The 13435-nt window shown below is 34.2% G+C and carries 15 protein-coding genes, 1 pseudogene and 1 riboswitch; of the genes and pseudogenes, 14 read left to right on the top strand and 2 right to left on the bottom strand.

All coding sequences use genetic code 11. From position 1 onward, the window contains the following. Positions 1-163 precede the first annotated feature (163 nt). Positions 164-448, top strand: a complete 285-nt coding sequence (locus ACTYBU_RS15150) for a hypothetical protein (RefSeq protein WP_445491016.1) — start codon at positions 164-166, stop codon at positions 446-448. Between the two features lie 300 nt (positions 449-748). On the opposite strand, the gene ACTYBU_RS15145 is transcribed toward ACTYBU_RS15150, so the two are convergent. Beyond that, on the bottom strand, positions 749-934 hold the full coding sequence (locus ACTYBU_RS15145) for a hypothetical protein (protein ID WP_445491015.1): 186 nt from the start codon (positions 932-934) through the stop codon (positions 749-751). Positions 935-1518: 584 nt separating this feature from the next. On the opposite strand from ACTYBU_RS15145, the gene ACTYBU_RS15140 reads away from it, so the two are divergent. Beyond that, complete coding sequence (locus ACTYBU_RS15140) at positions 1519-1995, top strand: ATP-binding protein (RefSeq protein WP_445491014.1); 477 nt, start codon at positions 1519-1521, stop codon at positions 1993-1995. A 237-nt stretch (positions 1996-2232) separates the two neighbouring features. Continuing rightward, complete coding sequence (locus tag ACTYBU_RS15135) at positions 2233-2460, top strand: hypothetical protein (protein WP_445491012.1); 228 nt, start codon at positions 2233-2235, stop codon at positions 2458-2460. Positions 2461-2884: 424 nt separating this feature from the next. Here ACTYBU_RS15135 and ACTYBU_RS15130 read toward each other — a convergent pair. Further along, positions 2885-3049, bottom strand: a pseudogene (locus ACTYBU_RS15130) (DUF3900 domain-containing protein); the annotation flags it as partial. Between the two features lie 231 nt (positions 3050-3280). Here ACTYBU_RS15130 and ACTYBU_RS15125 point away from each other — a divergent pair. From ACTYBU_RS15125 to ACTYBU_RS15075, 11 genes are all read left to right on the top strand, one after another. Then, positions 3281-3463, top strand: a complete 183-nt coding sequence (locus ACTYBU_RS15125) for an H-type small acid-soluble spore protein (RefSeq protein WP_445491011.1) — start codon at positions 3281-3283, stop codon at positions 3461-3463. A 265-nt stretch (positions 3464-3728) separates the two neighbouring features. Then, the gene (locus ACTYBU_RS15120) at positions 3729-4649 is read left to right on the top strand and encodes a GTP-binding protein (RefSeq protein ID WP_445491010.1); all 921 of its coding nucleotides are present in this window, start codon (positions 3729-3731) and stop codon (positions 4647-4649) included. Between the two features lie 161 nt (positions 4650-4810). After that, on the top strand, positions 4811-5815 hold the full coding sequence (locus ACTYBU_RS15115) for a permease (RefSeq protein ID WP_445491009.1): 1005 nt from the start codon (positions 4811-4813) through the stop codon (positions 5813-5815). 51 nt (positions 5816-5866) lie between these two features. Continuing rightward, positions 5867-6634 carry a TIGR03943 family putative permease subunit gene (locus ACTYBU_RS15110; protein WP_445491008.1) on the top strand — a complete coding sequence of 256 codons (768 nt, stop codon included), beginning with the start codon at positions 5867-5869 and terminating at the stop codon, positions 6632-6634. 70 nt (positions 6635-6704) lie between these two features. Continuing rightward, positions 6705-6815, top strand: a riboswitch (TPP riboswitch). A gap of 187 nt (positions 6816-7002) precedes the next feature. After that, on the top strand, positions 7003-7827 hold the full coding sequence (gene thiM / locus ACTYBU_RS15105; protein WP_445491007.1) for a hydroxyethylthiazole kinase: 825 nt from the start codon (positions 7003-7005) through the stop codon (positions 7825-7827). 3 nt (positions 7828-7830) lie between these two features. Beyond that, complete coding sequence (gene thiD / locus ACTYBU_RS15100; RefSeq protein ID WP_445491006.1) at positions 7831-8631, top strand: bifunctional hydroxymethylpyrimidine kinase/phosphomethylpyrimidine kinase; 801 nt, start codon at positions 7831-7833, stop codon at positions 8629-8631. Between the two features lie 29 nt (positions 8632-8660). After that, the gene (gene thiE, locus ACTYBU_RS15095) at positions 8661-9326 is read left to right on the top strand and encodes a thiamine phosphate synthase (RefSeq protein WP_445491004.1); all 666 of its coding nucleotides are present in this window, start codon (positions 8661-8663) and stop codon (positions 9324-9326) included. 194 nt (positions 9327-9520) lie between these two features. Beyond that, positions 9521-9655: a YjcZ family sporulation protein gene (locus ACTYBU_RS15090; protein ID WP_445491003.1), complete on the top strand. Its 135-nt coding sequence runs from the start codon at positions 9521-9523 to the stop codon at positions 9653-9655. Between the two features lie 377 nt (positions 9656-10032). Then, positions 10033-11298, top strand: coding sequence for an ammonium transporter (locus ACTYBU_RS15085; RefSeq protein ID WP_445491002.1), 1266 nt, complete (start codon positions 10033-10035; stop codon positions 11296-11298). A gap of 387 nt (positions 11299-11685) precedes the next feature. After that, complete coding sequence (locus ACTYBU_RS15080) at positions 11686-12669, top strand: DUF294 nucleotidyltransferase-like domain-containing protein (protein ID WP_445491001.1); 984 nt, start codon at positions 11686-11688, stop codon at positions 12667-12669. Continuing rightward, a complete protein-coding gene (locus ACTYBU_RS15075) occupies positions 12653-13399 on the top strand; it encodes an exonuclease domain-containing protein (RefSeq protein ID WP_445491000.1) in 747 nt (248 codons plus the stop codon). Before ACTYBU_RS15080 ends, ACTYBU_RS15075 begins: the two co-directional genes overlap by 17 nt. Positions 13400-13435 lie beyond the last annotated feature (36 nt).

Below are 13435 nucleotides of genomic sequence, written 5' to 3'. Positions count from 1 at the left end.
ATAAAGTAAACTTCCATCAGTGGGGGTTTTTCCTCAGCCCCCACTGATGGTTAGTTGCTTTGTAATGAAAACGGAGGTTATTTTATTCTGATTCAATATAATTGTCTATTCCCTGCTAAATAAGGTATAATAGAAGTTAGACACACTATAAGGAGAACCAATAATGAAAATTAAAGCTAAGATTAAAGGTGTTAAGTATAAACCAGAGTACACCCATCCGAGGTACAAAGTTAAGCTAGAAACACCTGAAGGTAAGGTATTAATTATTGAGTTCGATTATACGCTAACTTCAAAAATGAGTGGTTATATGCCTTTAGAAGTTAAATACGACGGTAAAGATATGGGAGCAAGGCTTTCTTGGTATTCAGATAAAGTAGAGAATATGACAATAAATAAATTTTTAGAAATCTTAGCGATGAAAATTAATAAAAAGTACAATGTAAGTTGATGAATGGAAGCTCTCTTTTTATAAAGAGGGTTTTTTGTTTTTCTTGGGTTAGTTAGATATATTAGAATAACATAGTAGAAATAAATTAGAGAAACGCAATGATGACTAAAATGAATTGGAGAAAAGTGTATTAAATATAAGATTAATATTGAGTATATATAATAGCTAACCGTATTTAATAATAGTATAAAAATTGGAGAAAATATAATATAGCAAAGTATGTTGCAAGCATATTCAAAACTAAAATATGTAAATAAAAAACAGTAAAAGGGGATTTTGAACTTCAAATGCTTTTTTTATTTATTTCTTATTGTAATTGGTTGAATCTTTTGCAGAACCCGTAAAAGGATTAATTTCATAGGTTAAATCTCTTCCAGCTTCTTTTTCTTCTTCCGAAATTATTTTACCTAATGAGACATAGTATAAAATCCAAGCTCCAAATGCTAATAATCCGCCTATGCTTGTTACCAAAAACACCACATCCATTTTTATACCTCCATGTAGATGGAATTTTACATTAATTGTATATGTGTGAATGGAATTATAACATATTTTAAAGTTTTACTGAAGTTTACATAAAATAATTTTACCTAAATAGCTTATATCTCAAAAGAAACGAAAAATTCATGATTATCAACCGGATAAGCACGAGCTTCTTTCTTCTTTCATACTTATTCTAATTCTTAATTGGCAGTATTGGACGTACTGTTGTTTAACTAAGCGCTATTAACATTTACATATCTCCTAAGGATTCATAAGCAATAGCATATTAGCTAAAGACCATGCTTCCATGGTGCAATTTGTACAGCTTTTTGCAAATCTTCTTTCGGTATTTAACCAAAGAAGATTCATATTTTGATGTACTTGGAAAGTTAATGAAAGCAGAAAAATTAGAGATCGTGAGCAACCTGGCTGCAAGTATCTCTCATGAAGTAAGAAACCCATTGACAACCAGCAGAGGATTTATGCAGCTGTCGTAAGAGGGAGAGGTACCACCAGAAACAAAAGAGCACATCCTGATCTCGATTCAAGAGCTGGACAGAGCAACAGAAATTATTAATGATTATTTAATGTTCGCAAAACCGGCGCTTGATCAGAAAGAGAAAATCATTATATATAAAGAGATTCTTCAAGTAGTGAATATCCTCACTCGTTTAGCAAATTTGAACAATGTTGAGATACAATTATGTCATGAAAAACAGGAGTCCCATAATGTTTTAGGAGACGGAAAAAAATTAGAGCAGGCTTTAGTTAATATCGTGAAATATGGAATTGAATCAACGACGAACGGCGGGGAAGTATACATTGATGTAGAGTATAGTTCCCACCTTTTATATATTAAAATTTCTGATAATGGAAAAGGAATGACACAAAAGCAGATCGATCGTCTTGTAGAGCCGTATTTTACAACAAAAGAAAAAGGAACAGGGCTGGGAATGATGGTTTCGTTTAGTATTATTCAAAGTATGGGTGGGAGAACCAATATCAATAGTGAGATTAATAAAGGAACAATCCTTTTAATTGAATTACCAATTGTTTCTGACTAAACGTCTTGAACCAAGATGATGATTCGCTAACAACTGTCACAGAATGTATGATATTTAAAGAATACTATTTCTTCATAAGTAATTAACATTTTGATTAATTCTCCCCATGTAAAATCTCCAAAAAAGAGGAAGATTTACTTATTGGAGAGATATTCTCTTCTTAAGCCCAAGTGGTTGCTATAAAAGGGATTAATTTATAAAATCATATTACAGTTATGAAAGTATGGAGGGATTCTTATGGGAAAATGCAATATAGATCATTCTTATGAAAGTGTAATTAATAAGCTAGAGAGTCAGCAAAACTTACTACCCGAATCTTTAGTTGAAGATTTATATACTTTTCTAAAAATTAATCAATCACAGCAAATATTAAACGAACTATTTCATCTTTTAAAAAAATACGATTTAGCATCTGTGGAAGAACAGAAAAAAAGAAATAAAGAATTACTTCTGCTTATACGCTAAAAGGAAGATATCATCATCATATATTAATAGGCAGTATGAATGCTACCTCACATAGCTTGACAATAGTAGATCTAAAGCACTTTTTCATGGAATTTTTTTCATGAAGTTCATTACTATTCGCTGAAACCTAAATCAAGGTATTTTCGATTAAACAAACGAATAAGAAGAAAATCTTATCGTTTGGATAACATTCGCTTATAGATCTTGTTGACTTAATAGATCTGTCAAGGTGGAGAAGGAATTAAGAATCGAAGTTATATCGCAGTATGGGGATATATAATAGTAAGGATAAAATTTCGAGATATCTTAAACGTAGAAGTAGTCGATTGAGAAACTTAGGCAACTAGGTTTCTTTTTTATATTGATTTTAATTTTACGCATCCATATAAAAAAGAAAAAGCGGCCAAAGACCGCAATAATAGGGTTTGGCAATTTTCTCAAGTTCGCCGTCTAAAAATTCTTTTAATGTGCTCTCTTCATAATCTGTATGTTTTAATGTTTGAAAATGTTTATATTGTTTAATCGCTTTGTCTTCTTTTCCTTCCACTGTCACCATATAAAAGGAAATATTCATTATTTCGAAGTCCATAAATCACCCTTTATTCTAACGTCAGCTATTAAGTATAGAGAAGGATATCCCATTGGTCAATCTCCAAATAGAACAAATAAAACGTTATATGTTGTACGCGAAAAAGAGAATAAGAAAAGAAATAATAGGCATAATGTAAAGGTAGCAATTATCTGTAAAGGAACCAATTGTAAGTTATTTTCATATCATTTGAAAAAACAACAAACATAATAAAGAAAGAAGGCGAAAAAAGTGGACATTAATAGAGCAAAGCAAATTTTATCTTCTCCAGCAGAAATAGGTGTGCAATATAATGGCGTTTCCATATGGATTGATGAAATTAAAGAAGCGGAGGAAACGGCAATCGTTCATTTAATCGGAGGAATTGAAGAGCAGACAGAAGTGGATATAGCAAATTTAAAAGAAGTAGAATAGCTTTTTATTATTAGTGAGTAAAGTTAAGTGGTTTCGATAATAGAGCTTCGCTGTTAGAAAGAATATGTCACGTGGCTGGTTTTAGTAAAAGCGATATATAAAATAAAAATATGCATCCCAAAAAAGGACCCTTCATGTCCTTTTTTGGGATGCATATTCCTTTAAATCATATAAATAATGCTTTTAAACAAGTCTTTTAATGTACTAAATAGAACGCCTCCTTCATACAGTGATCATATTAGATAGGCATGAAGGAGGATTTTCTATGGACAAAACAGCAGTTTATTTAATTAATGGATTTTTAGGAAGTGGAAAAACTAGTACATTATTAAAATGTATGCAGCATTTAAAAAAACAAAATAAAAAAATAGCCATCATTTTAAATGAACTGGGAAATGTTAATGTGGAAAAGCATTTATTTGCAGATGAATCTTTATTTGAATTGTTAAATGGATGTGTATGTTGTTCTATAAAAGATGATCTAAAAACCACCTTAAATGAATTAATAACCATAGTTGAGAAAGGAGAGATAGATGTTTTGCTTTTGGAGGGGACTGGTGTTGCAAATCCTGGTGAAATTGTTGAGACATTTGCAGAAGAGCCATATGCAAAATATTTTGTAATCGAACAAAGCATTTGTGTAGTTGATAGTGTCCATGTGATGGACTATACGAGTGTATTTGCAAGTTCTAAAGAGGTAAGACAATTGCAAAAAGAGCAAATGGAGCGAGGCAGTCTTTTAGTGTTAAATAAAATAGATATGTTGAGTAAAAAAGAAAAAAGGATAAAAATTGAAAAGCTTGTGCGCAAATATAATCAAACGGCCCCCATTATTTACACTTCTTTTGGGGAGGGGGTAGAAGAATACTTAAATAAAAATGCTTTTATTACTCAGAGCAATAAAAGAGAGGGACATTCCGTCCATATTCATTTGAAAGCGATAAAAATAGAACAAAAAAAAGAGTGGTCCAAAAAAGACATAAAATATATGCTTCTGCACAATAAAGAAAAATTAGTTCGAGCAAAAGGAACGATTCTAAATAGTGATGATCAGAAGTGGTATCATTTTCAATATGCTTCCGGCAAGCTTATTTGGGAAAAGCTGAAGAATAAGCCTGCTTATTCAACAGGGCAAATCATTTTAATTGGCGAAAAACTGGAAAAACAAGATATTCAAATTTTTTAAAGCGATTAACAGTCGCTTTTTTGTTTTTCAAAAATCATAAGCTAGACAGTCATAACCAAAAAATTGACTGCATATAAAAGAGAAAAGGACAAGTATTTAATAACGACTTTGAATGAATTGCATGAAGAGTTGGCATTAATAATTTTTGAAGGAGTTTACGCATGTCTATACCAACGTCTTTAAAAGATATGATCATTTTTTTATTATTTTTCATCTTCCTATCATTATTTTTCTTTGGCAATGAAGCAATGATTCAAATGGTTGGAATTTCGTTGTCAGAAGACGGAAAAACGGTTTTTATTTTATTTTTAGGGATTTTTTTAGAAGCATTGCCGTTTCTTTTGTTAGGTGCGATTGCTTCTTCTGTCATCAATTTATATATTTCTGAAAAGATGATCGCAAGGCTAATTCCAAAAAATCCAATAGCCGCTATTGGGATGGCGCTTGTTGCAGCAGTTATAACCCCAGTATGCGAATGTGCCATTATTCCTGTGGTTCGGAGGCTGGTTCAAAAAGGTGTACCTGTTCATGTCGGTGTAGTTCTGTTAATGGGAGCTCCAATTTTAAACTTTATTGTGTTGGCGAGTACGTATTTTGCTTTTAATAATAAAATGGAAATAGTTTATGGCAGATTTCTTGTCTGTATAATCGCTGCAATAATTGTCGGCATACTCGTTTATCTTTTTTTTGGTAATCAAAATGTGTTGAAAATACAAAAAGAAGATTTGATTGGTAATGTACAAGTAAATAGGATTAAAGGGGAATCAAAATGGAAAGGAATGCTTCATCACGTTTGTCATGAGTTCTTTACAGTTGGAAAATATTTTATGATCGGAGCGTTTTTTGCAAGTTTAGCTCAAGTGTATTTGAACGGTTCGGCTGTAGTACAAGCTGCTGAAAGCACCTTTAAAGGAACGGCTGTCATGATGGGACTTGCTTATTTGTTATCATTATGTTCAGAAGCGGATGCATTTGTAGCTGCTTCCTTCTCCAAAATTTTTTCGGTTCATGCTATTTTAGGATTCTTAGTCTTTGGCCCCATCCTAGATGTAAAAAATACATTTGTTATGCTGTCATCATTTAAGTTGAAGTTTGTATTATTTTTTATCTTTCTTGTGACTGCTGTTGTTTTATTATTATCGATCTTTGCAGGCAATTTTCTTTGACGAGTGATTTGATATTTTCTGTAAATAAAGTCTTAAAAAGGGGGGGAGACAGTGAAAAAAGAATGGAGTCCTGATTGGCAGTTGACAAATGAACTGCAGGGAATTATTTTAATTAGTTTTAGTCTGCTTATTTTTAAATTATATGTAAAGCAAACACTTACACTGCTTATCGCTCCAAAAATGATTCCTTTTTTATTAGTTTCAATGGCAGCATTATTTTTTTTAGGATTTTTTCGACTTTTAAACAGTAATCTAAAAGGAGCAGATTGTGATTGTGATGTTTGTGATCAAAGTACAACACCGATAAGACTTCTAGCACCTTATATTTTATTTTTTAGCCCATTGTTTTTCTTTTATACAATACAGGATTTTTCTATTCATCAAGAATTATTATCCAATAATGGATATGCATCGGTTCAAAAAGAAGAAAAGGGAGAAAACACGAGGAATGTCCAGCTGAAAAATAAAATTATCATAACAGATCAAAATTTTTTTCAAGTGATGAATCATCTTAATACTAGTCTTGATAGCGCGGCAGGAACTGAAATAGAGATAAACGGGTTTGTTTATAGAGAAAAAAATTTCTCTGTACAAGAAGCAGTGATAGCGAGACAAGTGATGACACATTGTATTGCTGATACCTCTATATTTGGATATTTAGTAAAAGGTGAAGTACAGTCATTAAAGACGGGTGGTTGGTATCATATTTCCGGCACTATAGAGAAAGAAGAAAAGGATGGAGAAATAATGCCTGTTTTGCATATGAAGAGGGCAAGTGCAATAGAGGAGCCGCTTAATCCATTTTTGTATAATTTTTGATTTGCTAGTCTGCGGGATGAATGGATTATTATTGATTCTACTAGAAAAATACTATAAAATTTAAGGGAAACTAAATAGTATCGGGAGCTTGTGGAAACAGGCTGAGAGTTTGACTAATCTGTCAATAACCGAGTGAACCTGTTGGGTAATGCCAGCGTAGGGAGTAGTGTAATAAGAATATTCTGCTGAATGCAATTAGAAGCAAGTAGTCATGTTCATGCTTTTTTCAAATCCTTCCCGCTGGTTCTGGAAGGATGGGGAGAATGCTGACATGGCTTTTTTTATTGTCAGAAGAGATGGAAATAATCGTGTTCTATTAAGAAGCATTCAGTGGTTATAAGAGTTTAGTAGAATGAGGAGGAGACATAATGAAGGGAAATAAAACAATTCCTGCTGAAGATATTTTAAGTAGAGTAAGAGAGAAACAGCCTTTGATTCATAATATAACAAATGTTGTTGTGACAAATTTTACTGCAAACGGACTGCTGGCTTTAGGCGCATCCCCTGTAATGGCATATGCAAAAGAAGAAGTAGCAGAAATGGCAACAATAGCGGATGCACTTGTGTTAAATATTGGTACGCTAACAGCTGAAAATGTTGAAAATATGATTATTGCTGGAAAAGCAGCTAATCTAGCAAATACCCCTGTTATTTTGGATCCAGTAGGAGCAGGAGCAACATCATACCGTACAGAGAGTGTACGAAAAATTATGAAAGAAGTAAAAATTGCTTTATTGCGTGGAAATATAGCAGAGGTGGCAAATGTTGCAGGTATAAAAGCTGTGATTAAAGGAGTGGACGCTGTTGGTGTGAAAGAGGATCCCATTTCCATTGCAGTAGCAGCATCCCAAGCGATAGATGCACCAGTTGTTATTACAGGCCAAAAGGATATAGTTACAGATGGCAAGAGCACATTCTTAATCAGCAATGGACATCCTTTATTAACAAAAGTTACTGGTGCAGGCTGTTTGTTGTCGTCTGTAATTGCTGCGTTTATTGCTGTGGAAGAAAATATTATTGCTGCATGTGCTGCTGGACTTGTCACTTATGGAGCAGCAGCAGAAATGGCTGCGAAAAAAGTACAAGAACAGGGACCTGGAAGCTTTCAAATAGAGTTATTAAATCATTTAGCTGCAATAAATGAAGCAGATGTTAAACAATTAATGAAAATAGAAGAAGCGAATGGAGAATAATAGATGAGCACTTTTAAAGCTTTGACAATTGCTGGTTCGGACAGCGGAGGCGGCGCAGGCATACAGGCGGACTTAAAAACATTTCAAGAGTTGAAAGTATTTGGAATGACAGCGATAACAGCTGTTACTGCACAAAATACACTTGGGGTAGATGCGGTATATCCAATGAGCCTGGAAGCAATCGAAAAGCAACTAGATGCCGTTGCTGCAGATATGGGAACAGATGCTGTCAAAACGGGCATGTTATTTAACGGAGAGATTGTTGAACTGGTCGCATCAAAAATAAAGAAATATAATTGGTCCCAAATTGTGGTAGATCCGGTGATGATCGCAAAAGGAGGAGCTGCTTTATTGCAAAAAGAAGCAGTTGATGCGATGCGGCGTTATTTGCTTCCTGCTGCGACAGTTATTACACCAAATATACCGGAAGCAGAAGAACTTTCAGGAATGAAAATTAAAGATGTTGTGGATATGAAAGCAGCAGCAGAAATTTTATATGAGTATGGAACAAAAAATATCATTATAAAAGGTGGACACGGAATCGGAGACAGTTTAACCGATTTATTATTTGATGGTCAAAAATTTATGGAGCTGGAGTCCAAAAGACTATTTACGAAAAATACGCATGGCACTGGCTGTACCTTTGCTGCAGCAGTAGCTGCAAGTTTAGCAAAGGGCAGCTCCATAGAGGAGGCATTCCAGACGGGTAAGGAATTTGTTTATTTAGCGATTCGGAAGGATTTGCATATTGGAAAAGGACATGGGCCAACGAATCATTGGGCATATCAGGAAAGTAAAAAGTAAAATTCATCCGTAGTAAATGGAGAGGAAATATGACTAATTTTAATGATCAATATATAAGAGACTTGCTAAAAGTTTATTTTATCATGGGGAGCAACAACAGTGTATTAGACCCAGAGCATGTGTTGACTGAAGCATTAAAAGCAGGCATCACTGTATTTCAATTTAGAGAAAAAGGGGAGGAGGCGCTTACTGGTTCCGAAAAAACTGCATTAGCTACAAAGCTTAAAAATAAATGCCATGCTTATAATGTGCCATTTATTGTGAATGATGATGTAGATCTAGCTTTGGAAATAGATGCTGATGGGATTCATATTGGGCAAGATGATGGAAAGGCGGAAGCAGTGAAAAAGAAAATAGGAAATAAAATACTAGGCGTTTCTGCCCATTCTTTAGAAGAAGTAAAAGCTGCTAAAATAGAGGGAGCACATTATGTTGGCATCGGTCCCGTTTTTCCGACGAAAACAAAAAAGGATGCGGAACCAGTTCGAGGAACATGCTTGTTGCAAGAATTGCGGCAACATAGTATCAAAATACCTGTTGTTGGGATTGGAGGCATTACGAGTATGAATGCCGAGGATGTAATGCGAGCTGGTGCCGACGGGGTAGCGGTGATTTCTGAAATTAGCTTGGCTTCATCTCCATTTGAAAGAGCCAGTGTTTTGGCCGATGCTGTTAAAAGAGGTATGCAAAAGTAGAGGTATGCAAAAGTGAAAAAGCGCTAGGTTTTTTGCTTAAAATAGACATTTACCCAACCCAAATATGTAATGGTGCATAAGATGATTTTGTAAGGAAGTGCTAATGTATTATTTCATTAGACTCTTTTAGCAACAGCATTAACCAAAATAGAAAGGGTTAATGTGATAAAATCAAAAAAAAGGGAGAGGTTCTTATGTACGGATATGGAGGATATGGTGCGGGTTATGGCTATGGACACGGCTGCGGAGTTGGGTATGGCGGCGGTTTTGCGTTAATCGTTGTATTATTTATTCTTTTAATTATCGTTGGTGCAACTTTTATTTGCTAATATATTTTAGAAGATGCAGACGATCACATCGTCTGCTTTTTTACTTGTCACTTGTAAGAGAATCGAAGAAGTGACAAGTCTAATATTTTGCTGATTTTTGAATTGAGCATCTTGTAATATTTGGATTTTATAAAACGCTGTAATGCGAAAAATTATGTTTACATAAATAAAACAATTCCTTTGATAGATTGCTCTTGAAATAAAATGATAATAGGTGCAGAATATACATAAAATTGAAAATATTTAATTTTATGAAAATTAAATATTAAAATTATATTGACAGATAATTTAATATCGGTAAAATAAAGTTATTAGAGTGTTAGATTATATGACACTTAATGTTAGGATATATATACATATAAGGGGGAAGAGTCCTGATGGAAGAGTTAGAGTTCTTAATGAACAGCTTGTGGACAATGATTGCAGCAGTTTTAGTTATTTTTATGTTAGGTGGATTTATTTTACTTGAAGCTGGTTCCACAAGAATGAAAAATGCTGGGCATATTGCCGGTAAAACAGTTTTTACTTTTGGTATTGCTTCTTTAGTATTCTGGGCTGTTGGATATGGATTTATATTTGGAGGGAACGGAAACTTTTTTGTTGGGTTGACGGATTTCTTTTATTCTGGAGCACAGGCAGATGGAGCAGGGCTTCAAACAACCGTATTTTTTGTTTTCCAATTAGCGTTTGCGGGTATTTCTTTGACAATTGCTCTAGGCGGTTTTGCTGAACGCGCGAAATTATCTGTATATCTTATTTTCTCTGTATTATTCTCTGCTTTAGTTTATCCTGTAATTGCACATTGGATTTGGGGCGGCGGCTGGTTGTTTGAACACGGTAAACAAGACTTTGCCGGTTCAACAGTAGTGCATTTAACTGGTGCAATGGCTGCATTAGCAGCAACCATCTTATTAAAGCCTCGTATTGGTAAATATAATGCAGACGGATCTGCAAACCCGATTTTTGGTCATAACCAAGTTTACACAGCATTAAGTGTTATTATTTTATGGGTTGGCTGGTTTGGATTCAACGCAGGTAGTACAGTTTCAGTAGCAGATGGATTCTTTGGATTTGTTGCATTAAATACTAATTTAGCAGCAGCAGCAGGATCAGTTTCTGCATTGTTAATTTCTTGGATTGTATTGGGTAAATCAGATATATCTACAATGCTAAATGGTGCATTAGCAGGTTTAGTTGCTATTACTGCATCTTGTGCGTTCGTTGATACATGGGCAGCTGTATTAATCGGATTTGTTGCTGGAATTTTAGTATTCTATAGTGTTCGTTTCTTTGAAAATAGAAAAATAGATGATCCAATTTTTGCTTTATCTGTACATGGTACTGCTGGGGTATGGGGGACATTATCAAACGGTTTCTTTGCAACAAAAGAACTTGCGACAGTTGGTAAGCCGGGATTATTTTACGGCGGTGGCTTCCATCAGTTAGGTGTTCAAGCGACAGGTATTGTAGTTTCTGCATTATATGCATTTGTAGTAAGCTTTGTAATCTTATTTGTTATCAAAAAAATCAGCGGACTTCGTGTAACGGAAGAAGAAGAAATCATGGGATTAGATATAAGTGAACATGGTACTTATGGATATCCTGAGGTTTTCCTTCCTAATGAAGAAAGCAAAAATGCATAATTATTAAGGTAGTAAAATAATAGTTGAAAGCCTCACTTTTTAAGTGGGGCTTCAAAATTTTTAAGGTGCTTTTTTAGTGGATTTTTCCTCGTTTCAAAGTATAGAAAGAGCTGCTGTATGATAAAATGAAACATAAATCCGTTTGTATCATTTTTATCCCACTCTTAACGGATAGTAAGACCCCACCTCAAGATGCTAGATGGTGAGAAATCGAGGAAGCTAGGTGGAGGATAACTGACCGTAAAGGTCCGATATTAGGTACACAAACTAAGGTCGCCACTTCCTGTGGCAACGTTTGTGTGATCCACATTCTGTGGAAAGCTTCACTTTATTTTTTTACAAGCTGTTATTACAGCATCAATATCTATTATTTAAGGAAGTGCATGAATGTGCTCAAAAATTATAAGCATTAATCAACTGAAGAAAGAAAAGGAAGCGCAGATTATCAAATGCGCCAATACAAATCTTGAATTAAATACATGCCATGATAAAATCATACGGCAAGTATTTCAAATTATATTTGATGAATTTACAAAAACACATGGACAGCCACCATCTGAATTTGTTTGGTTTGTTACAGGGAGTGCTGGAAGGTTGGAGCAAGGGCTGTTTAGTGATCAAGATCATGGAATAATCTATAAGGAGATGGGGGAATCTGTCCACGACTACTTTATTCGTTTTGGCAAAGAATTAAGCGATGCTTTAAATGAGGTTGGTTATCCATACTGTGAAGGGAATGTGATGAGCAGCAATCCAATATGGTGCAAATCCATGGCAGAATGGCAAAACCAGCTGCTGAAATGGATGAAGACAGAAAGTTGGGAATCTATTCGTTATTTGCAAATTTTTTATGATTGCAGAAGATTATATGGAGATGCTCCTTTTGTTGAACAGCTTCGTGCTTATATACATGAATATCGTTCGTTGCATCCCAAGCTATTAGAGCGATTTATGAATAATGTAATGCGCATAAAAAAAGGTGTTGGCATATTTGGTCAATTTTTTGTGGAAAGAACAGGACCTCATAAAGGTTCTATTCATTTAAAAAATACACTTTATTTACCATATGTAAATTCCATCCGACTTCTAGCGATAAAAGAGGGGATACAGTCTTCTTGTACTATTGGACGTATGGAGGAATTGAGAAAAATAGAGCAATATGAGTCATTTCTTATACCTTATGAACAATATTTCACCAAAATTCTACAGTATCGAATTACCTTATTTAAAAATGCTAAAACGTATAGTGATGTGCATTTTTTAAATATAAAGACCTTAAGTAAAGAGGATCGCCAAGAAATTAAACTGTTATTAAGAAGTGGAATAAAATTATATCAGAAAGTTCAAAGGATAATTGAAAAAGGGTGTTAACATGGGTGTGGAATCATTTCTCCAATATATGAGGGATTTATATGGAAAAGTTAATTCAAGTGTACTAAATACAAACTCCAATGGATTTAATTCACAACAGATTGCTTTTATGAGGAGGCTGCAAAAAGACTTGAAAGTAGAAGTAGCTTCCCGCTTGCCTTTAGACAATTTATGTACGGTAGTATTTGATATTGAAACAACTGGTTTTTTCCCTGATAAGGGAGACCAAATTATTTCAATTGGTGCTGTGAAAGTGAGAGGTTGTGAAATATTAGATGATCATTTTTATTCATTAATTAAAATAAATGAAGATATTCCAGAAGAAATAACAAAGTTAACTGGTATAAAGAATGATGATTTAGTAGATGCTCCATTGTTGTCTGAAGTCCTTGTAAGATTTTTTGAATTTGTGAAAGATGATACGTTAGTTGCCCACCATTCATCCCATGAAAAAAATTTCATGCAGTCTGCTTGCTGGAAGCAATTTAAAACCCCTTTTAAGCATCGGATTGTTGATACATCTTTTTTGTTTCAAACGGTTGAACCGAAACAATCGATTGTCACATTGGAAGATTGGTGTTTATTAAGCGAAATACCTATCTTAGATCGTCATCATGCCCTTGGAGATGCAAGGCTTACTGCTATTCTTTGGACAAAATATTTGGAGAAGGTACAGGAAATGGGATGCAGAACATTACAAGATATTTATGAAAGAGTGGCAAGAAGGTAGTTTGCGCTTTAGACCAATTATGTAAATGGAAGCGGC

The sequence above is a fragment of the Niallia sp. 03133 genome (assembly GCF_052663225.1).
The sequence above is the reverse complement of the archived record's forward strand: the minus strand, read 5'-3'. Positions and strand labels throughout refer to the sequence as shown.